Annotated in this window: 25 protein-coding genes; 13 read left to right on the forward strand and 12 right to left on the reverse strand. The window is 72.1% G+C overall.

Going from position 1 to position 25,012, the window contains the following annotated elements; translation table 11 throughout:
* Positions 1–202: 202 nt before the first annotated feature.
* On the forward strand, positions 203–520 hold the full coding sequence (locus DAI17_RS20460; RefSeq protein WP_159081690.1) for a hypothetical protein: 318 nt from the start codon (positions 203–205) through the stop codon (positions 518–520).
* Positions 521–717: 197 nt separating this feature from the next.
* On the opposite strand, the gene DAI17_RS20465 is transcribed toward DAI17_RS20460, so the two are convergent.
* From DAI17_RS20465 to DAI17_RS20475, 3 genes are read right to left on the reverse strand one after another with little or no spacing between them, the layout of a single operon-like run.
* Complete coding sequence (locus DAI17_RS20465) at positions 718–2,172, reverse strand: carboxyl transferase domain-containing protein (protein ID WP_107775098.1); 1,455 nt, start codon at positions 2,170–2,172, stop codon at positions 718–720.
* Entirely contained in the window at positions 2,169–3,341 is a 1,173-nt protein-coding gene (locus DAI17_RS20470) for a CaiB/BaiF CoA transferase family protein (RefSeq protein WP_107775119.1), read from the reverse strand. Before DAI17_RS20470 ends, DAI17_RS20465 begins: the two co-directional genes overlap by 4 nt.
* Entirely contained in the window at positions 3,338–4,663 is a 1,326-nt protein-coding gene (locus DAI17_RS20475; RefSeq protein WP_107775099.1) for an SLC13 family permease, read from the reverse strand. Before DAI17_RS20475 ends, DAI17_RS20470 begins: the two co-directional genes overlap by 4 nt.
* 112 nt (positions 4,664–4,775) lie before the next feature.
* On the opposite strand from DAI17_RS20475, the gene DAI17_RS20480 reads away from it, so the two are divergent.
* Complete coding sequence (locus DAI17_RS20480) at positions 4,776–5,498, forward strand: FadR/GntR family transcriptional regulator (RefSeq protein ID WP_107775100.1); 723 nt, start codon at positions 4,776–4,778, stop codon at positions 5,496–5,498.
* Positions 5,499–5,508: 10 nt separating this feature from the next.
* Positions 5,509–6,270 carry a sulfite exporter TauE/SafE family protein gene (locus DAI17_RS20485; protein ID WP_107775101.1) on the forward strand — a complete coding sequence of 254 codons (762 nt, stop codon included), beginning with the start codon at positions 5,509–5,511 and terminating at the stop codon, positions 6,268–6,270.
* A gap of 6 nt (positions 6,271–6,276) precedes the next feature.
* Here DAI17_RS20485 and DAI17_RS20490 read toward each other — a convergent pair whose 3' ends face one another.
* A complete protein-coding gene (locus DAI17_RS20490) occupies positions 6,277–7,062 on the reverse strand; it encodes an MOSC domain-containing protein (RefSeq protein WP_107775102.1) in 786 nt (261 codons plus the stop codon).
* Between the two features lie 88 nt (positions 7,063–7,150).
* Between DAI17_RS20490 and DAI17_RS20495 the strand changes: the two genes are divergently transcribed.
* The 6 genes from DAI17_RS20495 (at position 7,151) to DAI17_RS20520 (ending at position 12,447) form a co-directional block, all read left to right on the forward strand.
* The gene (locus DAI17_RS20495) at positions 7,151–7,510 is read left to right on the forward strand and encodes a cupin domain-containing protein (RefSeq protein WP_234412630.1); all 360 of its coding nucleotides are present in this window, start codon (positions 7,151–7,153) and stop codon (positions 7,508–7,510) included.
* A 22-nt stretch (positions 7,511–7,532) separates the two neighbouring features.
* Entirely contained in the window at positions 7,533–8,408 is an 876-nt protein-coding gene (locus tag DAI17_RS20500; protein ID WP_107775104.1) for an MEDS domain-containing protein, read from the forward strand.
* On the forward strand, positions 8,405–9,313 hold the full coding sequence (locus tag DAI17_RS20505) for an MEDS domain-containing protein (RefSeq protein ID WP_159081691.1): 909 nt from the start codon (positions 8,405–8,407) through the stop codon (positions 9,311–9,313). Before DAI17_RS20500 ends, DAI17_RS20505 begins: the two co-directional genes overlap by 4 nt.
* Before the next feature lie 17 nt (positions 9,314–9,330).
* A complete protein-coding gene (locus DAI17_RS20510) occupies positions 9,331–10,254 on the forward strand; it encodes an ABC transporter ATP-binding protein (protein WP_234412631.1) in 924 nt (307 codons plus the stop codon).
* A complete protein-coding gene (locus tag DAI17_RS20515) occupies positions 10,251–11,000 on the forward strand; it encodes an ABC transporter permease (protein ID WP_107775106.1) in 750 nt (249 codons plus the stop codon). The genes DAI17_RS20510 and DAI17_RS20515 overlap by 4 nt, the downstream gene beginning before the upstream one ends.
* 397 nt (positions 11,001–11,397) lie before the next feature.
* Complete coding sequence (locus tag DAI17_RS20520) at positions 11,398–12,447, forward strand: acetamidase/formamidase family protein (protein ID WP_234412632.1); 1,050 nt, start codon at positions 11,398–11,400, stop codon at positions 12,445–12,447.
* A 27-nt stretch (positions 12,448–12,474) separates the two neighbouring features.
* Here the strand turns inward: DAI17_RS20520 and DAI17_RS20525 are convergent, their stop codons facing one another.
* The 7 genes from DAI17_RS20525 to DAI17_RS20555 all read right to left on the reverse strand — a co-directional run bounded on the left by DAI17_RS20525 (position 12,475) and on the right by DAI17_RS20555 (position 18,785).
* Entirely contained in the window at positions 12,475–13,554 is a 1,080-nt protein-coding gene (locus DAI17_RS20525) for an Ldh family oxidoreductase (RefSeq protein WP_199905241.1), read from the reverse strand.
* 14 nt (positions 13,555–13,568) lie between these two features.
* Positions 13,569–14,405, reverse strand: coding sequence for a DUF1932 domain-containing protein (locus tag DAI17_RS20530; RefSeq protein ID WP_107775107.1), 837 nt, complete (start codon positions 14,403–14,405; stop codon positions 13,569–13,571).
* 66 nt (positions 14,406–14,471) lie between these two features.
* Complete coding sequence (locus DAI17_RS20535) at positions 14,472–14,870, reverse strand: universal stress protein (RefSeq protein ID WP_107775108.1); 399 nt, start codon at positions 14,868–14,870, stop codon at positions 14,472–14,474.
* 3 nt (positions 14,871–14,873) lie between these two features.
* Positions 14,874–15,587 (reverse strand): RraA family protein, encoded by a 714-nt coding sequence (locus DAI17_RS20540; protein WP_234412633.1) that lies wholly within the window; start codon positions 15,585–15,587, stop codon positions 14,874–14,876.
* The gene (locus tag DAI17_RS20545) at positions 15,584–16,594 is read right to left on the reverse strand and encodes a Bug family tripartite tricarboxylate transporter substrate binding protein (RefSeq protein WP_107775122.1); all 1,011 of its coding nucleotides are present in this window, start codon (positions 16,592–16,594) and stop codon (positions 15,584–15,586) included. Before DAI17_RS20545 ends, DAI17_RS20540 begins: the two co-directional genes overlap by 4 nt.
* 96 nt (positions 16,595–16,690) lie before the next feature.
* Positions 16,691–18,196: a tripartite tricarboxylate transporter permease gene (locus DAI17_RS20550; protein WP_107775110.1), complete on the reverse strand. Its 1,506-nt coding sequence runs from the start codon at positions 18,194–18,196 to the stop codon at positions 16,691–16,693.
* A 1-nt stretch (position 18,197) separates the two neighbouring features.
* A complete protein-coding gene (locus tag DAI17_RS20555; protein WP_107775111.1) occupies positions 18,198–18,785 on the reverse strand; it encodes a tripartite tricarboxylate transporter TctB family protein in 588 nt (195 codons plus the stop codon).
* 237 nt (positions 18,786–19,022) lie between these two features.
* Here DAI17_RS20555 and DAI17_RS20560 point away from each other — a divergent pair, with 237 nt between their 5' ends.
* Entirely contained in the window at positions 19,023–19,790 is a 768-nt protein-coding gene (locus tag DAI17_RS20560; protein ID WP_107775112.1) for an IclR family transcriptional regulator, read from the forward strand.
* 27 nt (positions 19,791–19,817) lie between these two features.
* Here DAI17_RS20560 and dnaB read toward each other — a convergent pair whose 3' ends face one another.
* Positions 19,818–21,242, reverse strand: coding sequence for a replicative DNA helicase (gene dnaB, locus DAI17_RS20565; protein WP_234412634.1), 1,425 nt, complete (start codon positions 21,240–21,242; stop codon positions 19,818–19,820).
* Between the two features lie 556 nt (positions 21,243–21,798).
* Between dnaB and DAI17_RS20570 the strand changes: the two genes are divergently transcribed.
* The 3 genes from DAI17_RS20570 to DAI17_RS20580 are packed head-to-tail and all read left to right on the forward strand — an operon-like array spanning position 21,799 to position 24,871.
* Positions 21,799–23,124, forward strand: a complete 1,326-nt coding sequence (locus tag DAI17_RS20570; RefSeq protein WP_107775114.1) for an MATE family efflux transporter — start codon at positions 21,799–21,801, stop codon at positions 23,122–23,124.
* Complete coding sequence (locus DAI17_RS20575) at positions 23,121–23,669, forward strand: hypothetical protein (RefSeq protein ID WP_159081692.1); 549 nt, start codon at positions 23,121–23,123, stop codon at positions 23,667–23,669. Before DAI17_RS20570 ends, DAI17_RS20575 begins: the two co-directional genes overlap by 4 nt.
* A 53-nt stretch (positions 23,670–23,722) precedes the next feature.
* Positions 23,723–24,871 carry a hypothetical protein gene (locus tag DAI17_RS20580; protein WP_107775116.1) on the forward strand — a complete coding sequence of 383 codons (1,149 nt, stop codon included), beginning with the start codon at positions 23,723–23,725 and terminating at the stop codon, positions 24,869–24,871.
* Positions 24,872–25,012: the final 141 nt, after the last annotated feature.

Here is a 25,012-nt window from a genome sequence, read left to right on the forward strand (position 1 = left end):
ACCGCTGGAATCCGCCGACCGGGCACTCCCTGACCGCTGGACCGCGCCGACCGGGCGCTTCCTGGCACCTGGCTGTACGACGAGCGCGCCCCGGCCGCCGGGAGATGGCGGCCCGTGTGATCCGCCCTGTGGACCCGTCAGGCCGCTGTCACGACCGGCGTGAGTGTCGGACGACCTCTCCGGCTCGTGGTGGGATCGGCACATGGACGAATGGGACGAGGGCTCGGTCAGCGGGGACGTCATTCGTTTCATGTGGGACTACACACTTCACGTCCCACTGTGGGACGAGGAGGGCAAGCTCCCCGAGGAGCCCGAGTGGCTGCGCCGCGAGCTGGGCCTCAGCGACGGGCTCATCGATGGCATGGCGATGTGGGGACACGACATGTGCGAGCTGGACGGCACCGAGGCCGCGTTCGACATGGAGACCGGCCGAGTCATGGACGAGCGCGCCCGGGGTCTGGTCGAGCGGCTGCGAGCCGAGCTCGGGTCCAAGTGGAAGGTCGTCTACAAGCCTTGGTGATCTCGGCTTGGGTGTGGCTTCGGTGCCACCAGGTGACACCGAAGCCACACCCAGACGTCAGGCCGGGCCCGGCGACCCCCAGCCGGTCTGCGATCGCCCGGTCGGCGCCTCCCAGCGCGACGGAAGTGCCCGGTCGGCGCCTCCCAGCGCGACGAAAGTGCCCGGTCGGTGTGTCCCAGCGGTACGGGACCGCCCGGTCAGCGCCCCCGGCCGAGGCTGACGAGCATCGCCGCGCACTCGGCCCCGATGGCCCGCGCCAGCCGCTGGGCGTCGTCGTCCTCGCGCTCGGGCACGATCCGGTGGACCGTCCCGTTGGCGGCGAGGTCGAGCGCCCGGACCTGCTGGCGGGTGGCCATCTCCTCCGCGCGCGAGGTGTCCCCGTGCACGATGACGCTCGCACCCTCGGGCGGGAGCGGCGAGAGCCAGGCGTGCTGGGCCGCGATCACCCGCTGCGCGGGCAGCAGCGCGAGCGCCCCGCCGCCACAGCCCTGCCCGAGCAGCACGGCCACGGTCGGCACCCGCATGCTGGTCATGGTGGCGATGCACCGGGCGATCTCCCCGGCCATCGCCCGCTCCTCGGCCGACACCGAGAGCTCCGCGCCCGGCGTGTCGATGACGGTGACGAGCGGGAGCCCGAGCTCCTCGGCGAGGTTCATCGCCCGCCGGGCCTCGCGCAGCGCGGCCGGCCCCATCGTCAGGCCCTCCTGCTGGCGGGTGCGGTCCTGGCCGACCAGCACGCAGGGCTGTCCGTCGAGCCGGGTCAGCGCCACGATGATCGTCTCGTCGCGCTCGCCCTCGTCGGTGCCGCGCAGCCGCAGGGTGTCGGCGGCGCCGTACCGCAGCAGGTCGCGCACGCCGGCCCGCTCGGGCAGGCGGGTGATCTCGACCGACTCCCACGCGGTCCGGGTGGTCAGCGCCGTGGGGTCACGCCGCGGCAGCGAGGGCGCCTCGGGCGGGTCGAGCAGGACGCGCAGCGAGCGGTCGACCAGCTCGGGAAGCTGCTCGGCGGCCACGACCGCGTCGATGACGCCCTTGGCGGCGAGGTTCTCGGCCTCCTGGACCCCGGCAGGGAAGGGCTCACCGTTGAGCGCCTCGTAGACCTTGGGGCCGAGGAAGCCGACCAGGGCCCCCGGCTCAGCGACGGTGACGTGCCCGAGCGAGCCCCACGAGGCGTACACGCCGCCGGTCGTGGGGTGGCGCAGGTGCACCAGGTAGGGCAGCCCGGCCGCCCGGTGCACGCCGATCGCCCGGGTGATCTCGACCATCTCCACGAAGGCCGGCGTGCCCTCCTGCATGCGGGTGCCGCCCGACGCGGTGGTGGCCAGCAGCGGGAGCCCCTCGGCGGTGGCGCGGCGGACCGCGGCGGTGATCCGGCCGGCGGCGTCACGTCCGATGGAGCCGGCCAGGAAGCGGAACTCGTTGGCCACGACTGCGACCGGGCGCCCCCGCACCAGGCCGCGCCCGGTGACCACGGACTCGTCGGTGCCGGCCTTCTCCCGGGCCGCCAGCAGCTCGCGCTGGTAGTCCTCGGAGTGGCCGCTGATGTCGATCGGCCGGTCCCAGGACTCCCACGAGCCCTCGTCGAGGACGAGGTCCAGCAGCTCCTCGGCGCCCCAGCGGCGCCGGGCGGCGGTCGACGGGTCCGTGCTCACGAGCCCTCCTCCAGCCACCGGCGCAGGGACTCACCGTGCTGGTCGAGCAGCGGCGGCGCGGCGTGGTCGCGGTGCGTGGTCTCGTCGCCGTCGGCGCCGAAGAACCGGAGCGGCGGACCGGGCAGGGTCACCGCGCCGAGCGACGGGTGGTCGACCTCCACGAGCAGCCCCTGGCTGCGCGTCTGGTCCCACTCGTAGACCTCGTCGAGGGTCCGCACCTTGCCGGCGGGCACCCCGACCTCGGCCAGCCGGGCCAGCAGCGCCTCGGCGTCCCAGTCGGCGAAGGCGGCCTCGATGACCTCGATGGTGCGCTCGCGGTTGCCGACGCGGTCGCCGTTGGTCTCCAGCCCGGGCGTGGCCGGGTCGATGCCGAACCCGTCGCACAGCCGGCGCCACAGGCCCTCGCTGCCGACGGCGATCTGCACCGCCCCGTCGCGGCAGTGGAAGAGCCCGTACGGCGCGATCGAGGGGTGGTGGTTGCCCTGCGCGCGCCCGACCTCGCCGGCCACCGTCCAGCGCGTGCCCTGGAAGGCGTGCACGCCCACGACCGCGGACAGCAGGGAGGTCCGCACGACCTGCCCGCGCCCGGTGGACTGCCGCTCGAGCAGCGCCGCCAGCACGCCGTACGCGCCGTACATCCCGGCGAGCAGGTCGCCGATCGGTACGCCGACCCGCTGCGGGTCGTCGGGCCCGGAACCGGTCAGCGACATCAGCCCCGCCTCGCCCTGCGCGATCTGGTCGTAGCCCGCGCGCCCGCCCTCGGGGCCGTCGTGGCCGAAGCCGGTGATGGAGAGCACCACGAGGCGCGGGTTGCGCTCCATCAGGGACTCGATGCCGAGCCCGAGCCGATCGAGGACGCCGGTGCGGAAGTTCTCCACGAGCACGTCGGCCCGGTCCACCAGCCCGAGCAGCACGTCCCGGTCGGCCTCGGCCTTGAGGTCGAGGGCGATGGACTCCTTGTTGCGGTTGGCCGAGAGGAAGTAGGTCGACTGGCGGTCGTCCTCGTCGCCCACGAAGGGCGGCCCCCACCCGCGGGTGTCGTCCCCGTGGCCGGGCGCCTCGACCTTGACGACGCGGGCGCCGAGGTCGCCCATCATCATCGTGGCGTGCGGACCGGCCAGCGCGCGGGTCAGGTCGACGACCAGGACCCCGGCGAGCGGGGCGCTCACGAGCCCCACCCCGGCAGGACCAGGGCCGCCCAGACGGCCAGCGGCCCGACCAGCGTGACGATGACGCCGTAGGTCAGGATCTGCTTGTAGTAGACGGGCTCGCTGATCGAGTCGGGCTTGTTGGCCAGCATCAGCGCGCCGTTGGTGGAGAACGGGCTCACGTCCACGATCGTCGACGACACGGCGAGGGCGGCGACGAACAGGGCTGCGTTGATGCCGCCGTCCGCGATGAGCGGCACCGCGATCGGGATGATGACCGGCAGCAGGGCCGTCGAGGACGCGAACGCCGAGACGACGCCGCCGACGTAGCAGAGCACCAGCGCGCCGATCGCGACCGCGCCGAGGCCGGCAGCCCAGTTGCCGACGAACTCCGGGGAGCCGGCGGTGGTCAGGATCGTGGCGTAGGTGCTGACACCGGCGACGAGCAGCACGGTCGGCCAGGCGATCTGCTTGACGGCGTCCTTGTGCTCCTGCGGGGCGAGCATCGCCAGGATGACGGCGGCGGTGATGGAGACGAAGCCGATGTTCTTGTCGAAGACCAGCGCCACCGTCGCCACGCCGACGAAGGCGATGAGGGTCAGGACCTGGTCGCGCTTGACGCCGAGCGACTGCGTCGTGGTCGCGGTCGAGGTGCCGAACCCACGAGCGGGCACGCTCGCACCACCCCCGTGCAGGTCGGCGTCGAGGGTGTCCTCCTGGTCGGGGTCGATGCGCAGCGCCATCAGCTTGCGGCCGCCCAGCACCACGAAGAGGATCGCGGCCATCACGGTGTTGACGACGAGGCTGGCGAGGAAGACGGTGATCTCGCTGGACGGCAGCCCGGCGTCGACCATGACGGAGTTGGTGATGACGCCGTAGATGGAGATCGGCGAGAAGCCGCCGGCCTGGGCGCCGTGGACGACGAACATGCCCATCATCAGCGGGCTGATGCCGTAGCGGCCGGCGAAGCCGAGCGCGATCGGGCCGATGATCGCGCAGGCGGCGGGGCTGACGGCGCCGATGCCGGTCAGGACCGCGGTCACCGCGAACATCACCCACGGGATCAGGGCGACCCGCCCGCCGACGGCCTTGACCGCCGTACGCACGATGAGGTCGACCGTCCCGTTGTTGCGGGCGATGGCGAAGAGGTAGGTGACACCGATCAAGGTCAGGATCAGGTCACCACTGACCCCGCCGAGAATCTCCTTCTCGTCCAGGTCCAAGGCGTACATGCCGACCAGCCAGGCGGCGACGTAGGCCAGTGCTCCCATGTTGATGGGCAGCAACGTGCCCACGACGAACAGGGCGACCAAGGCGAGGATCGCCACCCACTCCGGTCCCATAGGACCCTCCTTCTCATCGATCCCGGCCCGTACCGACGTCGTGACGGGGGTCACGTCTGGATCAGTGGCCTAGCCAATAGCCCTCTTGGCCGTCTGTCAATAGGCTGGGTGCATGTCCGACCGCTCCGTGCCGCCGCCACGCGACGCCTCGTTCCCCGCGCCGCTGGCCCGCGTGCGCCTCTACGAGCAGGTCGCCCAGCAGATCTCGTCGTGGATCGCCGAGCACGACCTCCAGCCGGGCGACAAGCTGCCAGCCGAGCGCGAGCTCGCGGCGCGCCTGGGTGTCAGCCGGGCCACGCTGAGCCAGGCCCTGGTCGCGCTCGAGGTGATCGGCGCCGTGGCCGTCCGCCACGGCGACGGCACCGTGGTCGCCAGCTCCCCGGGCCCGTCCCGCATCGTCGAGGCGGTGCGCGCGCACGCCAACCGGCTGCCCGAGATCATCGACACCCGCGACGCCCTGGAGACCAAGATCGCCAGCCTCGCCGCCGAGCGGCGTACCGAGGCCGACCTCCAGCGCATCGAGGACGCCCTCGCCTCCATGGAGGCCGACATCGAGGCCGGCGGCCGCGGCGTGCAGGGCGACGAGGACTTCCACGCCGCGGTCACCGCGGCGGCCCACAGCATGCTGCTGTCCCGCCTCATGGGCGAGATCGCCGACCTCATCAGGGAGACGCGCATCGAGTCGCTGTCCCAGCCGGACCGGCCCCGCAACTCCCTCGCCGGGCACCGGGCCATCGCCGACGCGATCCGCGCGGGCGACCCGGAGTCCGCCTACCGCGCCATGCACGCCCACGTCGAGATGGTCAGCGACGTCGCCGTGCTGCGGACCGAGTGACGCCCGCCTCGTGACAGGACTCGAGCAGCTCGTCGTGCTGCTGGCCGGGCTCGGCGCCGGTGTCCTCACCTCGACGGTCGGGATCGCCTCCCTGCTGAGCTTCCCGGTGCTGGTCGCCGTCGGCCTGCCGCCAGTGGTGGCCAACGCCTCCAACACCGTGGGCCTCACGCCGGGCGCGCTGAGCGGGTCGTGGGGCTACCGGTCCGAGCTGCGCGAGCACCCGCGCGTCACGACGATCGTGCTGGGCACCTGCGCGGCCGGGTCGGTCGTCGGCGCGGTCCTGCTGCTGGCCCTCCCCGCCGCCGTGTTCGAGGGGGTGGTGCCGTGGCTCATCCTGGGCACCTGCCTGCTCGTCGGCGCCCAGCCCCGGCTGTCGGCCCGCCTCCGCTCGCGTCGCGGCGAGGAGGCCGACGACCGGCTGCACGTGTCGCCGGCCACGGGGGTCTTCGCCACCATCACCGGGGTGTACGGCGGCTACTTCGGCGCCGGGTCCGGCGTGATGATGCTGGCCGTGCTCGGGCTCGGCACCGACCTGCCCTTCCGGGTCGCCAACGCCCTCAAGACCCTCGCGGTGCTGGCCGCCAACCTCGTCGCGAGCATCATCTTCGTCTTCGCCGCCGACCTCGACTGGCGGGCAGTCGTGCTGCTCGCCTCCGGGTCCGTCGTCGGCGGGTACGTCGGGGCGCGCATCGGCCGCCGCCTGCCGGCCGCGCTGCTGCGGGCGGGCATCGTGGTCGCCGGCCTCGTGGGCGCGTTCCTGCTCTGGCGGTGAGCGGGCCTACCCCGGCACCACCTCCGCACGGTCGCCGGTCGCGACCCGTCCCGGCACGGTGACCTCGGCATCGACGCCGAAGGGGATCTCGACCCCGAAGCGCCGCCTGCCGGCCAGCGTCCCGAGCAGGGAGCGGTCGCGGACACCGGTCGTGGGGTCGAGGTCGATCACGGCGCACCGCGGCACGAGGCCTCGGACCCGGACCTCGGCCGCGCCGACCCGGACCCGGCGGCCGACCCAGCCGTCCTCCGTGCCCGCGTCCGCATCGATCTCGAAGGTCGCGCGGAACCGTGCGGCGTCGACCGGCTCCCCGACCTCGTCGGCGAGCCGTCGCAGCGACCCGGTCGTGACCAGCGTGACCGCACCGCCGTAGACCACCTCGCCGGGATCGCTGCGGGCGAGCACGACCTCGCGGCCGAGGTGCTCGGTGTACGCCGCCGCCCACGGCCCGGCCACGACCTCCAGCGCCGCGGTCCGTCCCCAGTAGTCGACCTCGCGCACCTCACCGGTCGGCCGCGGCTCGCCCGTCACGCTGCCCGCGGGCAGCTCCACGGACAGCACCGTCCCGTCCCAGGCGGCGCTCGCCTGCAGCAGCGTCGGGTTCTCGACGGTGCGCAGGCAGCGGTCGACGGTGGCGTCGACGAGGCAGAAGACGCGGTCGCCCACCGGCCCGGCCGGGGTCAGCATCGCCGATCCGTGGGTCCGGTGCCGGCCTCCCTTGACCGGCGTGAAGCCGATCCGCGCGACGTACATGTCGGCACCCTGCCACCTGGGCACGGGCTGTGTCCGCATCCCCCATTTGTGTACTCCCTGCGGGGGAGCCGCAGGTCTAGCGTCAGCCATGGGTCCCCCCACGGCGCACGCACCCCAGGAGGTAGTCGTGGCAACCATCGAGGCACAGAACATCGGGACACCGCACGAGACGAGGCCGTTCAAGGCACACGGTCACATGGACGTCGTCACGCTGGGAGACTTCACGCTCGGCATGGGCACCTTCGAGCCCGGGTGGCGCTGGTCGGAGGACGTCAAGCCGATCGCGGGGACCGAGTCCTGCCAGGTCCGGCACACCGGGATCTGCGTCTCGGGACGCATGACGGTGCGCATGGAGGACGGCACGGAGGTCACGGTCGAACCGGGCGACGTGATGCTGATCGAACCGGGTCACGACGCCTGGGTCGTGGGCGACGAGGCCTGCGTGCTCTACGACACCGGGGTGTTGGCCTACGCCAAGCCTCAGTAGCGTCCTCTCCGGGAGGTCCCCCATGCTGATCCCGTCGGTCGACGAGGCTCGCACGGGACAGCACCTGTGCCAGGTCTACGACAGCGACGACGGGCTGCGACGTGCCGTGTCCGACCTGGTGGGCTCGGGCCTCGCAGCAGGGGACCTCATCATCCACGTCACCGGGTCCACACCCGCCGAGGTGAGGTCCTACCTCCGGGCGAGCGGCGTCGACTGCGGCCCGGCGCTCGAGCGGGGGCAGGTCCGCATCATCAGCCGCACCGAGGTGGACGGCTCGCGGGACGAGGTCCTCGCGGCGGTGCTCGACCGGTTGTCGGCCACCCTGGAGGCGTGTGGGCCCGAGGGGTACGCCGCCGCGCGCATCGCGTCGGAGGTCGACGTCCTGTACGGCGCGGAGACCGTGGAGAAGGTGGTGGCCCGCGAACGGCTCGGGGACGAGCTGGTCGCCAGGCACCCCGTCCTCGTGCTCTGCCTCTACGACCGCCGTCTGCACGACCCGGACCGCCTGCGCCGCGTCGAGGCCCTCCACGAGGGGCGGGTGGCGCCCGCCGTCGTGGTCCACCGCGACGACATCGTGGCCATCGCCCGGCTCGAGGACCGCACCGGCCTCCGGGTCTTCGGCGAGCTGGACCTGTCCAACCGGGACGCGTTCGCCGATGCCGTCGCGACGGTCGCGCGATCCTGCCCCGGGGACGTCGTGGTCGACATGACGGACGTCTCCTTCATCGACCTCGACGGGATCGCCGTGCTGGTGCGGGCGGCCGAGCGACATCCCGACCGCTCGGTCGTGCTCCTCTCCCCCAACCCGATGGTCCACCGGGTGCTGGTCCTCACCGGGTGGGACGCGCTCCCCAACCTGGTCCTCGACCATGCCGATACCGAGGACGGGCGACCGTGACCGTGCACCACGGCGCCCTGATCTTCGCCAGCGACGACGAGCTGGTGAACGGCACCCACCAGCTGGTCGCGGACGGGCTGCTGGCCGGGGACCGGGTGCTGGTGGTCGGGGGCCGTCACCTGCTGGACGTCCTGCGCTCGGCGTGGGACGACGACCCGCGGATCACCTTCCACGACCAGGACGTGTTCTACGACAGCCCCATGGTGACGGTCGCCGGGCTCCAGCGCCTGCTCGACCGCGAGGGTGCTGCCGGTCACCGGGTCCGCGTGACCGGTCCGGTGCCGTTCGGTGGCGACCCGGCGACCCGGCGCGCCTGGATGAGCTACGAGGCCCTGGTCGACCGCGCCTTCGCGCCGTACGGACTCACGTCGCTGTGCCAGTACGACACCCGCGTCACGGCCGACGACCTCCTGGCCCACGCCTGGGCCACCCACGACCGGGTCGTCACCTCGTCCGGGGTGGCCGCCGGTGGCCAGCGCCGCGCCGAGGTGCTGGCCGGGCTCACGGCGGCGGCGGTCGCGGACGCGCCCGACCTCGGCACGGTCCTGTACGACGACGTGCTCCTGGCCTCCGAGGACCTCGGGAGATTCCGTACGGGGCTGATTCCGGCACCGGGCGACCTCGTCCTCGCCGCCAACGAGGTGGCGACCAACGCGTTCGTGCACGCTCGCCCACCGGTCACGGTCCGGTTCGGGCACGGACCCGCCGGATGGACCTGCGTGGTCACCGACTGCGGACCCGGCCTCCCCGACCCGCACGCCGGCATCGACTCGCCGCTGCCGGGCAACCCGCAGGCGCCCGGGCACGGTCTGTGGCTGGTGCGGCAGCTGTGCGACCGCGTCGGAATCATCGCCAGCGGGTCGGGCACGACGGTGAGCATGACCCTGCGCGACCGGGGCGCCTGACGCGAGGCGGTGGCGTCATGGTGCTTGCCGTCGAGGTGGAGGGGCTGCGCAAGGAGTACGGCCGGACCGTCGCGGTCGCCGACGTCTCGTTCACGGTCGAGCCGGGTGAGATCTTCGGGCTGCTCGGGCCCAACGGCTCGGGCAAGACCACCACGGTCGAGTGCGTCCAGGGCCTGCGACGGGCGGACGCGGGGCGCATCCGGGTGCTCGGGCTCGACCCGGCCACCGACGCGACGCGGCTGCGCCGGCTGGTGGGCAGCCAGCTCCAGGACTCGGCCCTGCCCGACCGGCTCCGGGTCGGCGAGGCGCTCGAGCTGTTCGCGGCGATCAGCCCGCACGGCCCGCCGTGGCGCCACCTGCTCGAGGAGTGGGGGCTGGCCGACCAGCGCCGCACCGCGTTCGCCGACCTCTCCGGAGGTCAGCGCCAGCGCCTGTTCGTCGCCCTCGCCCTCGTGTCCGACCCCCGCCTGGTCGTGCTCGACGAGATGACCACCGGCCTGGATCCAGCTGCCCGGCGGGTGGCGTGGAACCTGGTGGAGGCGGTCCGCGACCGGGGCACCACCGTCGTGCTGGTCACGCACTTCATGGACGAGGCGCACCGGCTCTGCGACCGCGTCGCCGTGCTGTCCCGGGGCCGCGTGCTGGCCACCGGTACGCCGGCGGCTCTCATCGCCGCGCACCAGCCGGAGACCGTGGTGCGCTTCACCGCACCTCCCGACGCCGACGTGTCGTTCCTGCGCGGCGTGGGCGGCGTCCGCGACGTCGCGCGGGTGGACGGGACCGGCGTGCTCGTCCGGGGATCTGGGCCGCTGCTGGCCCGGGTGGGGCACGCACTCGTCGAGCGGGGCCTGGAGCCCGAGGACCTCGCGGGGTCGGTCCCGAGCCTCGAGGACGCCTACCTCGCGCTGACCGGCGGTGCCGCGGAGGACGGTGCTGCATGAGGGCCCTGCGCGCGATGACCTGGGTCGAGCTCAAGCTGTTCGTCCGGGAGCCGCTCACGGTCATGTTCGTGCTCGTGCTGCCGCTGGTCGTGCTCTACGTCCTCAACGGCGTCTTCGGCAGCCAGCCCGACCCCACGGTGTGGGAGGGACTGTCGCCCATCGACTTCTACACCTCGGCGTACGTCGCCCTGGTCGCCGCCACCGCCGGCGTCCTGTCGCTGCCGGTGCACCTGGCCGGCTACCGGGAGCAGGGCGTCCTGCGACGGTTCCGTGCCTCGGCGGTCCGGCCCGCGGCGCTGGTCGGCGCCCACATGACGGTGACGGTGGTCATCGCGACCGTGGGCGCCGTCCTGCTCTCGGTCCTCTCCGTCGTCGTCTACGACGCGGCGCTGCCCGAGGACTGGCTCGGCGTGGTCGCGGCCTACCTGGTGACCGCGGTGGCGTTCGCCGCGCTCGGCGCCCTGCTGGGGTTCCTGCTGCCCACGGCCAGGGCCGCGCAGGGGCTGGGCGTGCTCCTGTTCTTCGTCTTCATGATGCTCGGGGGCGCCGGCCCGCCGAAGGAGGTGCTGCCCACCGCCCTGTCGCGTGTTGCCGACGGGCTCCCGGTCACCTATGCGAGCGACCTGGTGCGGGGGCCCTGGATGGGACAGGGGTGGGACGGTACGGCGCTGCTCGTGCTAGTGGTGATGCTGGTCGCCTGCGTGGGCCTCACCGCCTGGCGCCTGCGTCGGGAGACGGAGGGCTGAGGTCCGGGCGTGGCCGTTCGCCGTCCACCGACCGCACGGGTCGGCGTACGCCTCCCGCGCCGACGTAACGCGGACGGACCTCGGCCGACACGGCAACGCAACAGACCACTGGTTGCGTGAGGTCTCCAGCCACCACGACGCAAGGAGACGCTGTGCCCCACACCCACGATGCTCGGATCGAGACGGTCGGCCACGCCCTGGGGCACGGCCTGGGGCGGCGAGGCTTCCTGCGGGCGGCCGGCGCCGCGACGGCGGCCGGAGGGCTCGGCGCGGCTGCCGCCGGGACGGCACAGGGCGCCGCAGGCGCTCCGGCCACCGGGCCCGGGTCCCCCGTCCTCCAGCCGGGCCGGGGTCGGATCCGCGGCACCTACGTGCGGGCGCGGCCCGACGAGGTCGCGTGGGGCTACCTGCCCAACCGGGACAGCGCACCCGTGGCCACGGTGGCTCGGGGGACGTCGTCACCCTCGACACCGTCTCGCACGAGGGCCTGATGGAGGACCAGGGCCAGGACCCCCGTGAGTTCTTCGGTTCGTACGACGTGGCCGAAAGCCGGGTGCTCCGCGACGCGGTCGCGATCGCGGCGCGGTCGGTGCACAAGGGACCGGGACCGCACGTGGTCACGGGGCCGATCGCCGTACGCGGTGCGGAGCCGGGCGACGTCCTCAAGATCGAGGTCCTCGACCTCCGGCTCCGGGTGCCCTACGGCGTGGTCTCCAACAGGGAGGGCAAGGGCGCCCTGCCCGGGGTCTACCCCGAGCAGTTCCGTGGTGTGCCCGAGCTCGCGCCCTACCTCAACCAGGGCGGCAACGTCAGCGTGTTCACGCGCGTGCAGAAGGCGCGCGGCCGGTACCGCGGGGTGATGCCCGGCGACGTACCGACCAGCTTCGACCTCAAGCCCTTCATGGGTCTCATGGGCGTCGCGCGCGACACCTCGGCGATGGTGGACTCGGTGCCTCCTACGGACGCCGGCGGGAACCTCGACATCAACGACCTGGGGATCGGCTCGACCCTCTACCTGCCGGTGCAGGTGCCGGGGGCGATGTTCTTCAGCGGCGACCCGCACATGGCGCAGGGCGACGGCGAGGTGGCGCTGACCGCGATGGAGGGGTCGCTGCGGCCGACCTTCCGCCTCACGGTCATCAAGCGGGGCGAGAAGGGGGCACCGAGGATCGCGTTCGACCACCCCTTCGCCGAGACACCCGACTTCTGGATCCCCGTCGGCCTCAGCGACCCCGACGGCCCCGAGGGCGGCGGCAACGCCACCAGCCTCGACCTGGCCATGAAGGCCGCCGTCCGCCACGCGATGGCGTTCCTCACCGAGGAGCTCGGGATGGCCGGGCCGGTCGCCTACGCCTACCTCAGCGCGGCCACCGACTTCGAGGTCTCGCAGGTGGTCGACCGGACCACCGGCATCCACGCGCTCATCCGCAAGGGCGACATCGGCTGAGGCACTCGCGCCGGACCGTGGAGGTGCTCACGCGTCCTCTCCCAGGAGGTACGGCGCGCCGTGGGCGTCGCAGATCTCGCGAAGCTGCCCCAACAGGGTCGCGGGTAGTCCGATGCCGGCACGCAGTCGTTCGCCTCGAGCTCGTTCTTCCGGTTCACCGGCCACCATGACGGCGGTCGAGGGGTCGAGAGGTGTGGCGGCGCGCATGAGGTCAGCGAGGTCGGCGACGTACCCAGGCGTGTCGACGGCCGTCCCGAACGCCGTCGGGTCGATGGCGAGCGTCATGTGTCCGACGTCGTCGGGCGAACGGCCTCCGGGCAGTCCGGCGCCGCTGAGTCCGCAGCTGAGGATCTGCACCATCATGGCCAACCCGTATCCCTTGTGCCCGGCGGTGAGGGTCGTCGGCCCTCCCAGAGGCACAAGGCCCCCGCTCGCGCTGTGACGGAGCAGGTTCAGCGCCTCTGCCGAGTCGTGCACAGGCTGGCCGGTGTCGTCGGCGACCCAGTCGGCCGGAAGGCGTGCGCCGGCCAGGGCGTAGGTCTTGACCTTGTTGACGGCGACGACCGTGGTGGACATGTCGAGCACGAACGGTGCCCCGGTGGCGCTCGGTGCGGCGAAGGCGAGGGGGTTGGTTCCCAGGCGCCGTTCGACGCCACCGGTGGGCGCCTGCGTCATGGTGGCGGCGCTCGTGGTGACGATGCCGATGAGCCCCTGCTCGGCGGCGCGTCGTGCGTAGTAGCCGGCGGCGCCGAAGTGGTGGGAGTTGCGTACGACGGCCATGCCGACGCCGAAGGCACGTGCTCGGTCGCTGGCGAGGTCCATGGCCTGCTCGGCGACGACGTGGCCGAGGCCCGCCCGGGCGTCCATGACGGCGACGGCTCGCCCGTCGTCGTGGACGACCTCGCTCGCGGCGTCGATGCGCAGTCCGCCGGCTGCCAGCTTGCTCGCGTAGCCGGGCAGCATCGAGATGCCGTGGGAGTCGATGCCGCGCAGGTCGGCGTCGACCATGATGGCCGCCGTCCGTACGGCGGTCGGCTCAGGCATCCCCCACGCACGCAGCACTGCTGCGGCCTGTCGGCGGATGAGCGTCACGGGGAAGCGCTCCACGCAGTTGCTCCTGATCAGTTGTCCCGAAGGGCCCGCAGATGGCTCGCTGCGGCTTTCGACATGGTCGAGTCGACGCCGAGGTCCTCGAGGTAGGCACCGGCGGCGTCCATCTCCTCGCTGCGTCGGGCAGCGTGGACGACGCTGCCGGTGAGCCACCGGTCGATGGTGCGTTGCCCGTCGCCGGCCAGCTCGCGGGCGATCTGGTCGCGGATCCAGTCCTCGAACCCGACGGCCTTGCCGGCGGTGACCGCTTCGACGGTGGCCGCTGCGAAGGACTTCATGAAGACGCTGCGGAGCAGCTTGTGTGCCATGGCGTCGCCGAGCGCACCGTCGACGACGTCGACGTCGGCCCCGATCCCCGCCATGAGGTCGGCCAGCAGACCGGCTGCCGGACCGGCGGCCATCAGCGGGGTCGCGGTACGGAGCTGGATCACCGGTCCGAGGATGGCGACGTCGGCGAGCTGGACGTCGGGGCGGTCGGCGAACAGCTCGAGGAGCGCCTTCTTCGCCCCCGGTGCCGAGGACGTGCAGTCCACGTACGCCGCCTCCTGCCGCAGGTGGCGCACCGCATCCACCGCGACGGTCCTGCTGGCGCCGGCGGCGGTGAGGACCAGGACGATGTCCGCGTCCTCGACGGCTTCGGCCAGCGTGTCGGTCACGTGGACGCCGTTGACGGGTCCCTGGACGTAGGGGTCGTAGCCGCTGACCTTGTGGCCGGCCCCGTTCAGGGCTTCGCCGTAGATGCGGCCGACCTCGCCGAGGCCGACGATGCCGACCGAGAGATTCCCGACGGCGCGCTCGGTGCGGGCGTTGGTGTCGCCGGATGCGGGCTCCGGCTGGATGGAGGACATGCTGGACCTTTCAACGGGTCGGTTCGGATGCTGCGTGACGCGCAGCCGGCGGAAGGGCGGCGATGCTCAGCTGCCGGTGTCGCGAACGGCCAACACGTTGCACGGTGCGCCCAAGAGGACTGTCTGTGCCGTGCTGCCCATGAGGAACTTCCCGGTGCGCGAGCGGCTGCGAAGTCCGATGACGATGAGCTCCGCGCTCACTCTGGTGGCCTCGTCGAGAAGGGTCTGAGCGGGGGCGAGTGCGTCGGTGACCTGCTGGACCTGGGCCTTCACCCCCCTCGCCTGCGCGTCGGCGACCGTCTGGTCGAGCTCGACCTGCGGCGCCAGGCCCTTGTCGGCGTAGGAGGCGCCGGTGGCGGAGTTGACCACGACGAGCTCGACATCACGGCGGGCGGCCTCGTCGATGGCGGCAGCGAGCACTCGACGCCCGAGCGGGGTGGGGGTGTACCCGACGACGACGGTCATGGGTCAGCCCGCCTTCGACTCGGCGGCGCCGGACGATGCACCGGCGAGGGCGTCGAGGTCAGCGTCGATGTTCGCCCGGATGGCGAGCTCGCTCGCGTGCTTGGCCTCGGACAGCTCGGCCACGAGGTCGGCCTGCTCCAGCGGGACGACGACGACGCCGTCCTCGTCCGCGACGACGATGTCGCCCGGGTTGACCACGACGCCGCCGACGGCGACCGGGGTGGCCAGGGCGAACGGACCGTCCTTGTACGGGCCGGCGGGGGTCAGGGCGCGGGCATAGACGGGCATCGCGTACTCCGCCAGGCCGGTGGCGTCGCGAACGGCTCCGTCGATGACGAACCCGACGACGCCCTTGACCTTCGCCTTGCCTGCGACGAGCTCGCCGAGCAGGGCCCGGGACTCGTCGCCGCCACCGTTGACGACGATGACGTCGCCGGGTCGCACCTGCTTGAGTGCCTCGTGCAGGCCCATGTTGTCGCCGGGACGGGTCCACACGGTGTAGGCGGACCCTACGATCGTGGCACCGGTCCACACGGGCTTGATGGCGGCGTCCATCATGCCGAGGCGGTGCATGGCGTCGCCGATGTTGGCCGACGGCAGGGCCCGGTAGCGGTCGAGCTGCTCGGCGGTCGGCCGCTCCCACGAGGTGTGGGAGACCGCTGCGCCAGGCTGCACCGCAGGCGTGCTCGCGGGCTGGGCATTGGCTGCGTCGCTCACTGCTGCTCCTCCTGGACCAGCGGGAGCAGCTCGGAGAACTGGGCCTCGGTCTCGTCCCAGTAGGCGGCGTACTCCTCGGCGTCCTTGTAGGACGGGGCGAGGCCGACCTGGGTCATCTTCTCCTCGAAGGCGGGGTCCTCCATGATCTCGCCGATGGCGTCGGAGACCTCCTCGACGACCTCCTCGGGGGTGTCGGCCGGGAACGCGAACCCGCGGCTGGAGGAGATCTCCACGTCGTGGCCGGCCTCGGTGAAGGTCTCGACGTCGGGGAGGAAGGGGCTGCGCTCGGCGTCCATGACGCCGATGACCTTCACGTCGCCGGCGTCGATGAGCGGCTGCATGTCGCTGACGTTGGCCAGCAGGATGTCGACGTTGCCGCCCAGGAACGCGGTGGTGGCCTTCGTGCTGCCGTCGGCGAAGTGCACCGGGGCGATGTCGGCGTCCGCGGCCTCCTTGAGCTGGGCCAGGGCGAAGTGCTCGTTGCTGCCCACGCCGGTCGTGGTGGCCTGCAGCTCGCCGGGGTTCTCCTGGGCGTACTTCACGAGGTCCTCGGGGGTGTCGAACTCGCTGTCGGGCGCGACGGCGACGGCGGTCGGGTCGACGACCTGCAGGGCGACCGGCGCGAAGCTGTCGCGGTCGTAGTCGGCGCCGCGGGACTCGTCGAGGACCGTGACGATGGCCGAGGGGAAGGTGATGGCGCTCATCGTGTAGCCGTCCGGCTCGGCCTGGGCGAGCTCGGTGTAGGCGACCTGGGAGTTGGCCGACGGCTTGTTGGTGACGGTCACGGAGGTGTCGAGCTTCTTCTCCAACTCCTCGGCGATGAGGCGCGAGCCGGTATCGGTCGGCCCGCCGGCGTCGTAGCCGACGAGCAGCTCGATGCCCTTGGAGGGGTAGTCGGCGGCGGACTCACTGCCGCTGGCTCCGCCGTCGGTCTGGGCGCAGCCGGCGAGGGTGAGGGTGAGCGCGGCGCCGGCAACGGCGGCGATGCGGAGCGGGGTGCTCTTCATGGTGACGTCCTTCATCGTGGAGGTTTGGTCGTTCTGGTCGGTGGTGCTGGTCGTGCGTCGGGGTGTCTGAAGGGATCGATGGACGGGGTCGTGCGGTCAGACCTCGGCATCCGTGGGCAGGCCGGCCCTGCGTTTGAGACTGGCGCTGAACACGGAGGCGAGGAGGATCACGGCGGCGACGACCAGGAAGGCCAGGGACAGCGGCCGGTCGACGAAGATGGAGAAGCTGCCGCGGGACAGCTGGAGCGACTGGCGCAGGGCGCTCTCGAGGAACGGGCCGAGGATCAGGGTGAGCACCAAGGGGGCGAGCGGGAGCCCGACCTGGCGGAACACGAACCCGATGACGCCGAAGGCGACCATGATGTAGATGTCGATGACGCTGTTCGACACGGCGTAGGACCCGATGACGATGAACGCGAAGATCACTGCGCGGAGCACCGAGTACGGGATGGCCAGGATGCGGGTCCAGAGGCTGACCAGCGGCACGTTGAGCAACAGCAGCAGCAGGTTGCCGACGAACAGGCTGGCGATGACCGTCCAGATCAGCTCGGGCTCCTCGGTGAACAGCGTGGGGCCCGGGGTGATGCCGTTCTGCAGGAACGCACCCATCAGGACGGCGATGGCCGGAGAGGCCGGGATGCCGAGGGTGAAGAGCGGGATGAACGCAGCATTGGAGTGGGAGTTGTTCGCTGTCTCCGGGGCAGCGACGCCCTCGATGGCACCCGTGCCGAGCTCGTCGCGGTGTCGGGCGACCTTCTTCTCGGTGCTGTAGGCCAGCAGCGAGGAGATGGCGGAGCTGACGCCGGGGATGAGCCCGACGAGGCCGCCGATGACCGTGCCGCGAGCGATGGACGGGGCGCTGCGCCTCGCGTCCATGCGCGACGGGATGAGCTCGCGCAGGGTGGGGGCCGTGGGTCGTGGTGCGGCCTGTCCGCTGGTGGCGAGCAGCTCCCCGAGTCCGAAGAGGCCGACGAGGACGGGGACGTAGCTGATGCCGTCGAAGAAGTGGGGGTCGCCGAAGGTGAAGCGGGGCATGCCCATGACCGGGTCGATGCCGACCATGGCAATGAGCAGGCCCAGCGTGGCGGAGATGATGCCGAGGAGGACCGAGCGTCCCACGAGGCCGACGAGCAGCGCGAGACCGATGAGGACGAGGGAGAAGAACTCCGGCGGGCCGATCTTCAGGCCGAGGCGGGACAGCGGTTCGGCGGCGATGACCAGGGCGAGGGTGGCGACGGTGCCGCCGATGAACGAGCCGATCCCGGCGGTGGTGAGGGCGACGCCGGCCCGGCCCTTCAGCGTCATCTGGTAGCCGTCGATGCAGGTGATGGCGGACTCGCCCTCGCCCGGGATGTTGAGCAGGACCGAGGTGATGGTGCCGCCGTACGCGCCGCCGTAGAAGATCGCGGCCAGCATGATGATGGCGCCTGCGGGGTCCAAGGCCAGGGTGAGCGGGATGAGGATGGCCATGCCGGCCGTGGAACCGATGCCGGGCAGCAGGCCGAGGATGGTGCCGAGCAGGCAGCCGATGAGCGCGAACGCGAGGTTCTGCGGGCTCAGAGCGGCGCCGAAGCCGTCGAGAAGCATGCCGAAGGTGTCCATGTCAGAACCCCATGTCGCGCAGGAACGGGATGGACGAGGCCGGGAGCGGCACGGTCAGGAACCGGGTGAACACCACGAACACGCCCACGCTGCACACCAGTGCCAGGACCAGCGACAGCAGGAGCCGCCGGCGTCCCAGGACGAGCAGGTGGAAGAGCACGAAGAGGAACATCGCGATCTGGTAGCCCAGCACCTCGAGGGTGGCGGCGAGCACGCACAGGCTGACGACGATGGCCAGCACCGTCGGGAGTGAGTACTCCGGTGCCTCGTCCTCGGGAACCAGGATCGCCTGCGCGACGGCCTCCTGGGTGCCGTCGGCGTGCCTGGCAGGGGTGGTCCGGGTGGCGCGCAGGACCTGCACCAGCCACAGGAGGCCGCACACGACGAGGATGCCACCGAGCCAGCGGGGGAAGAACCCGGGGCCCGGACCGAGAGGCGTCCAGTACGGGTAGGTGCGCGATCCGATGACAGCGGCCGCTCCGACGAGGGTCACGACGACCGCTGACGCGATCGAGAGCCATCGCCGGCGGCGTTCACGCTCGACGGCTGCCTGGCTGTCACCCACGAGGGTGTCTGCTTCGGCGTTCATCTGTTTCTCACTGTCTGATAGAGTTTCTCACGCAACGAGGCAACCATGCGTGACCACCGTCACGACTGTCAACCCCCTCATCCCGTTCCGATCCGCACGCCACGGTCGATCCACACGGCACGGCTGCGAGGATCGGGGCGGGAAGGGCACGACAGGCGCGGCGGACGACCACTCGGCTCGACCGGCAGCCGGCAACACCGAGGCAGCGACCCGACGACACGGAACGAGGGGGACCCCATGGCAGAGGCGAAGGCGGACCAGAAGGCCAGCACCATGCGCTCGCTCGAGCGCGCCATCGACGTCCTCGAGGTCCTGGAGGCCGCGCGCACACCGCTGCGGCTCAGCGAGGTCGCCCGGCGCGCCGGCCTGCACGTGGCCACGACACAACGCATCCTCAACGTGCTCGAGGCTCGCCGCCGCGTTGAGCAGGGACCCACCGGCTTCCGAACTGGTGTCGCAATGCTGTTCGGCGCTCACGCCTACCTCGCCTCGAATCCCATCGCCGTCGCGGCGCCCCTCGTCCTCCAGGAGCTCGCGTCCGCCACCGGCCTCACCGCGTCGGTGTTCGTACGCGCCGGCGACTCGCGCGCAGTGGTCGCACGGGTCGAGGGGAAGAATCCGTTGCGCTATCTGCTGCCCATCGGGCAGCGGCTCCCCCTGCACCTCGGCGCCGGCAAGGCCTTGGCGGCGTACATGGACCCGACCGAGCTCGACGAGACACTCGATCGCGTCGGCGTCCTGAGCCGCGCCAGTGGCGACGTCGTCGACCGTCAGGCCCTTCGCGCCGAGCTCGATGACATCCGGCGCCATGGCGTCGCGTTCTCCACCGACGAGCGAGTCGTCGGGGCGTCCTCGGTGGCCGCACCGGTCATGAACGCGTCCGGGGAGTGTGTCGCCGCCATTCAGGTCGCAGGGCCGACCGGCACGGAGATCTTCAGCGACATGAGCGGGCTCGGGGTTGAAGTGCGACAGGCGGCAGCGGCGCTCGCCGCCCGTTTGGCCTGAGGCCGCCGCCCCGGCCGGCAGTGCGGCTCAGTGCGCCATGTCCACGAACCGCGAGTAGTGGCCCTGGAAGGCCACGGTCAGGTCACGTGTGGGGCCGTTGCGGTGCTTGACCACGAGCAGGTCGGCCTCGCCGGGGCGGGTCGACTCCTTCTCGTAGACGTCGTCGCGGTGGAGCAGGATCACCATGTCGGCGTCCTGCTCGAGCGAGCCTGACTCACGCAGGTCGCTCATCATCGGGCGCTTGTCGCCACGCTGCTCGGGACCACGGTTGAGCTGGGAGAGCGCGATGATCGGCAGCTCGAGCTCCTTGGCGAGCAGCTTGATCTGGCGGGAGAACTCCGAGACCTCGAGCTGGCGGGACTCGACCTTCTTGCCCGAGCTCATCAGCTGCATGTAGTCGATGACGATGAGCTTGAGGTCGTGCTTCTGCTTGAGCCGTCGCGCCTTGGCCCGGATCTCCATCATCGTCATGTTGGGCGAGTCGTCGATGAACATCGGCGCCCCCGAGACCTGGCCCATCTTGCGGGCCAGCGCGTCCCAGTCCTGGTCGCCCATCTGGCCGTTGCGGATGTGGTTGAGCGGCACCTTCGCCTCGGCCGAGAGCAGTCGCATCATGATCTCCGACCGCGTCATCTCGAGGCTGAAGAAGCAGCTGGTCAGGTTGTTGTGGATCGACGCCGCCCGGCAGAAGTCGAGGGCGAGGGTGCTCTTGCCCATGGCCGGACGCGCCGCGACGATGATCATCTGGCCGGAGTGGAGGCCGTTGGTCAGGTCGTCGAGGTCGGCGAAGCCGGTGGGCACGCCGTAGAGCCCGGCCTCCCGGTTGCCGATCGCCTCGATCTCGTCGAGGACGGGGTTCATGATGTCCGACAGCGGCGCGTAGTCCTCCGCCGTACGCCGGTCGGTGATCTTGTAGACCTCGGCCTGCGCCTGGTCGACGACGTCGTCGATCATGCCCTCGCCGGCGTAGCCGATCTGCACGATCTTGGTGCCCGCCTCGACGAGGCGGCGCAGGATCGCCTTCTCCCGGACGATCTCGGCGTAGTAGGCCGCGTTGGCGGCGATCGGCACGTTGGCCGACAGCGTGTGGAGGTAGGGCGCGCCGCCGACGTTGGACAGCTCACCGCGTCGCTGGAGCTCGGCGGCGACGGTGACCGGGTCCGCGGGCTCGCCGCGACCGTAGAGGTCGATGATCGCGTCGTGGATCTTCTCGTGCGCCGGCCGGTAGAAGTCGATGCCGCGCAGCGTCTCGGTGACGTTGGCGATCTCGTCCTTGGAGATGAGCATCGAGCCGAGCACCGACTGCTCGGCCGCGTTGTCCTGCGGCGGCGTGCGGTCACCGGGATGCCGCGGGGAGCTGCCCGGCTCGAAGGCCGCGGGGCCGTCACCCCAGTCGTACTCCGGGTCGCGCGGTCCGCTCTCGTGCCCCAGGTCCTGGCCCGCGATGCTCACCCGTCCCACTCCTCACTCTGGCCACCGCAGCCGCTGGCCGCTCCCGGATTCGACCCCGATGTCGTGCCGGGGCAGACCCTAGGGACGGCCACCGACAGCGCCGCGACGAGGCCTCTCGTCGTCTCGCGTCACCCGGCCGTCCCGGGTCCCGCACCGCGTGACGGTACGTCGACCGCGCACCGCCCGGCCAGTCCCGGACGTCGAGTTATCCACAACCCTTGGGGATAACTGGTCCAAGCCCGTGGACGACACGCCGCAAGCTGTGCAGCCACTGGGGAGCAACCTGTGGACCCGACCGGTGGACAACGCGTCCGCACCGCGCTGACCTGCGAAAACAGCGTCCTCCCACTGTGGAGGAAAAACTCATTCACCCTCCCGCGGTCGTCGTACTCGACATGTGGGAATCGTCCGTCGGTTTGTCGACATGAGCACGGTCCGGGTCATTTCCCACAGGTCCGGTCGGGTTGTTCACAGGTAGTCCCAACGGGCCACCCGAACTTTCACATGCGTCACACGTCACGACCAGAAGCGCCCTCTGGTCGTTACGCTGGACGGCGTGAACACGACCGACCGCGACATCCTCCGGCTCGCGGTCCCGGCCTTCCTGGCCCTGGTCGCCGAACCCCTCTTCCTGCTCTCCGACGCCATCGTCGTGGGGCACCTGGGCACCGCGCCGCTGGCCGGGCTCGGCATCGCCGGCGCCGTCCTCCAGACCGTCGTGGGCCTCTGTGTCTTCCTGGCCTACGGCACCACCGCCAGCGTGGCTCGCCACCTCGGCGCCGGCGACCTCCGGGGCGCGCTGGCACAGGGCATCGACGGGTGCTGGCTCGCCGTGCTCATCGGCGGGGTCGCGACGGCCGGCGGCTTCGTCCTCGCCGAGCCGCTGGTCGGGCTGTTCGGGGCGGGGGACGCGGTGAGCGAGCAGGCGACGACGTACCTGCGCATCGCGATCCTCGGCACCACCCCGCTGCTGCTCATGCTGGCCGCGACCGGGGTGCTGCGCGGGCTGCAGGACACGCGCACCCCGCTGTGGGTCGCCGTCGGCGGCAACGTCGCCAACATCGTCCTCAACGTTTTCCTCGTCTACGGCCTGGACCTCGGCATCGCCGGCTCGGCGATCGGCTCGGTCGTCGCGCAGGTCGCCAGCGCCGCCGTCCTCGTCGCCGTCGTGGTCCGCGGTGCCCGCCGCGAGGGCGCACCCCTGTCCCCGGACCTGCCGGGCATCCGCACCGCCGCCCACGCCAGCACGCCGCTGGTGATGCGCACCCTCACCCTGCGCGCCTGCCTGCTGGTCGGCACCTACGCCGTCACCTTCGCGGGGTCCGACACCGAGGTCGACCTGGCCGCCCACCAGGTCGCGCTGACCCTGTGGACCTTCCTCGCCTTCGCGCTCGACGCACTGGCCATCGCGGCGCAGGCGATCACCGGACGGGCGCTCGGGTCGGGCGACGCCGAGGGGACGCGGCGGCTGACGGCCCGGCTCGTCCGCTGGGGCTGGGGCAGCGGCATCGCCACGGGCCTCCTCCTCGCCGCGTGCGCCCCGTGGATCGGACGCCTCTTCTCCCCCGACCCGGCCGTGCAGCAGCTCCTGGTGCCCGTGCTGCTCGTCGCCGCGCTGGGACAGCCGATCGCCGGGGTCGTCTTCGTGCTGGACGGCGTCCTCATCGGCGCCGGGGACGGGCGCTACCTCGCGTGGGGCGGCCTGCTCGTGCTCGCGGCGTACGCACCCGCGGCGCTCCTGGCCGCCGCCGGGCCGGGCGGTCTGGTGGCCGTCTGGGTCGCGATGGTCGTCGTCTTCATGGGGGCGCGCTACGTCGTCCTCGCCCGCCGCGCCCGGAGCGACGCCTGGCTGCTCACCGGGGCGGTAGCGTCCCGCGCATGAGGCCGCTCCAGTCCGTCGCCATGGGACTCGTGGTCGTGGCCCTCACCGCCCGCCTCCACGGGTACGACGCCCTTCCGGACGCCGTCGGCTGGGTGCTGGTGCTGCTGGGGATCCGCCGGCTCGGGCTCTCGCGGCTCCTGGCCGGTCTCGTCCTGGCCGCCCTCGTGGTGTCGGTCGTGGTGTGGTGGCCGCCCGTGCAGGCCTGGCTCGAGGACCAGCACCCCTCGCTGTGGTGGGCCGCGACCCTGCCGCAGCTGGCGGCCTGCGCCGTGCTCTGCCGGGACCTCGCCGCCCGGGCGACGTCGGTCGGAGACGGGCGTGCCGCCACCTGGCTGCGCACCGCGCTCGTGCTGGTCGTCCTCGCTGCCGCCGCCCCGGTGCCCGCCCTGTCGGCCGATGCCTCCGCCGACGTCCTCGCCGCGGTCTACGCCACTGCGGCCGGCGTGCTCCTCCTGCTGATCGTGCTGCTCTTCTCGTTCGCGTCGCTCCCGTGGGCGGGGGCTCGCGAGCCGGAACCCCGTGCGTCCTCGGCCACCGGCTCGTAGCCTGTGCCGCGAGCCGTCCTCCTCGGGTCCGGCCACGACGACTCGGAGCGCCCATGACCCACCCTCGCCGGACCGCCGTCATCGCCTCGCTGGCCACCGCGCTCGCGACCGTGCTGCTGCCCGTCGGGCTCGCCGCCCCGTCGTACGCCGTCGAGCCCTGCCTGGCCGACCGCTCGGCCACCCTGCTCGACCCGGGTTGCGATGACACCGTCCCGCCCGCGACGACCCTCACCGGCACCTCGACACCGCCCAACGCTGCCGGCTGGGTCGCCACGTCATCGATGACCTTCACCTTCGCGGGCGCCCACACCGACGCCGACACCGATCCGGTGACGCTGCAGTGCCGGCTGGACGGACCCGCCCAGGCCCACGACTGGGCGACCTGCACGAGCCCGCGCACCTACTCGGGGCTCGCCGACGCCGAGGCGGCGTACTCCTTCTCGGTCCGCGCGGTCGACGAGCACGACCAGCCCATCACGTACAGCACGTCTCCGCTCGGCCTGACCGACGACGAGCCGGGCGAGGACCTCGACGCCACCCCGGCCACCGTGACGTGGCGCCAGGACACGACCGCGCCGGTCGTCTTCGCGGTCCCCGACGTGTACGACGAGCAGACGCCGCAGCGCCCTGTGCTCGCCTCGAGGTCACTGCCGCTGCGCCTCAACAGCAACGAGCGGGACGCCGGCATCGAGTGCCGGCTCGACGGCGGGGCGGTGCCGTGCTCGCGCGGCAACGGCGCGCTCTCCGGCATCGCGTCGGGCGACCACGTGCTGGTCGCCCGGGCGGTCGACCGGGCCGGGACGCCGAGCGCCTGGTCGGAGCCCTTCGCGTTCTCGGTGCCGGCCGACCTGACGAAGCGCCGGGGCTGGAAGAAGCGGAAGGCCGCGGGATCGCTGGACGGCACCGTGCTGGTCAGCCGCACCCAGGGCGCCCGGCTGGTGGTGCGAGCCAGGAAGGTCGGTGAGCTGCGGCTCTACGCCCCGACTGCGCCGTCGTACGGGAAGGTGCGCCTCCGCGTCGGGAGGACGGCCTGGCGCACCGTCGACCTCGGCAGGGCGCGCGCGGCGCAGCGGGAGATCGTGGTGATCGACCAGTTCTCCGGCACCCGCAAGGGCAGGGTCACCATCGAGGTCCTCAGCCGCGGCAGGACGGTCAAGCTCGACGCCGTGCTGGCCCGGGCCAACGTCCGCACGGGCGACTGAGCACCGACGTGCTGGCCGACCTCGACGGTTGCTGGCCGATGCTTCGGGGCAAGGTCGTTCGGTCTAAGCAACGGTTCATGCTGCTGCCGGGTTGGCGAGCAGTCTGGCCAGTCTGTCGGCTGGGGTGTCCATGTCCAAGGT

Source organism: Nocardioides sediminis, from assembly GCF_003047295.1.
Taxonomy (GTDB): Bacteria; Actinomycetota; Actinomycetes; order Propionibacteriales; family Nocardioidaceae; genus Nocardioides; species Nocardioides sediminis.

Coding starts and splice junctions, on each gene's coding strand:
- DAI17_RS20550 (WP_107775110.1), bottom strand. CDS start 18,196: ATGGACACCTTCGGCATGCTTCTCGACGGCTTCGGCGCCGCTCTGAGC.
- DAI17_RS20545 (WP_107775122.1), bottom strand. CDS start 16,594: ATGAAGAGCACCCCGCTCCGCATCGCCGCCGTTGCCGGCGCCGCGCTC.
- DAI17_RS20580 (WP_107775116.1), top strand. CDS start 23,723: ATGACCCACCCTCGCCGGACCGCCGTCATCGCCTCGCTGGCCACCGCG.
- DAI17_RS20510 (WP_234412631.1), top strand. CDS start 9,331: ATGGTGCTTGCCGTCGAGGTGGAGGGGCTGCGCAAGGAGTACGGCCGG.
- DAI17_RS20535 (WP_107775108.1), bottom strand. CDS start 14,870: ATGACCGTCGTCGTCGGGTACACCCCCACCCCGCTCGGGCGTCGAGTG.
- DAI17_RS20555 (WP_107775111.1), bottom strand. CDS start 18,785: ATGAACGCCGAAGCAGACACCCTCGTGGGTGACAGCCAGGCAGCCGTC.
- DAI17_RS20560 (WP_107775112.1), top strand. CDS start 19,023: ATGGCAGAGGCGAAGGCGGACCAGAAGGCCAGCACCATGCGCTCGCTC.
- DAI17_RS20515 (WP_107775106.1), top strand. CDS start 10,251: ATGAGGGCCCTGCGCGCGATGACCTGGGTCGAGCTCAAGCTGTTCGTC.
- DAI17_RS20460 (WP_159081690.1), top strand. CDS start 203: ATGGACGAATGGGACGAGGGCTCGGTCAGCGGGGACGTCATTCGTTTC.
- DAI17_RS20490 (WP_107775102.1), bottom strand. CDS start 7,062: ATGCGGACACAGCCCGTGCCCAGGTGGCAGGGTGCCGACATGTACGTC.
- DAI17_RS20480 (WP_107775100.1), top strand. CDS start 4,776: ATGTCCGACCGCTCCGTGCCGCCGCCACGCGACGCCTCGTTCCCCGCG.
- DAI17_RS20475 (WP_107775099.1), bottom strand. CDS start 4,663: ATGGGACCGGAGTGGGTGGCGATCCTCGCCTTGGTCGCCCTGTTCGTC.
- DAI17_RS20500 (WP_107775104.1), top strand. CDS start 7,533: ATGCTGATCCCGTCGGTCGACGAGGCTCGCACGGGACAGCACCTGTGC.
- DAI17_RS20530 (WP_107775107.1), bottom strand. CDS start 14,405: ATGTCCTCCATCCAGCCGGAGCCCGCATCCGGCGACACCAACGCCCGC.
- DAI17_RS20575 (WP_159081692.1), top strand. CDS start 23,121: ATGAGGCCGCTCCAGTCCGTCGCCATGGGACTCGTGGTCGTGGCCCTC.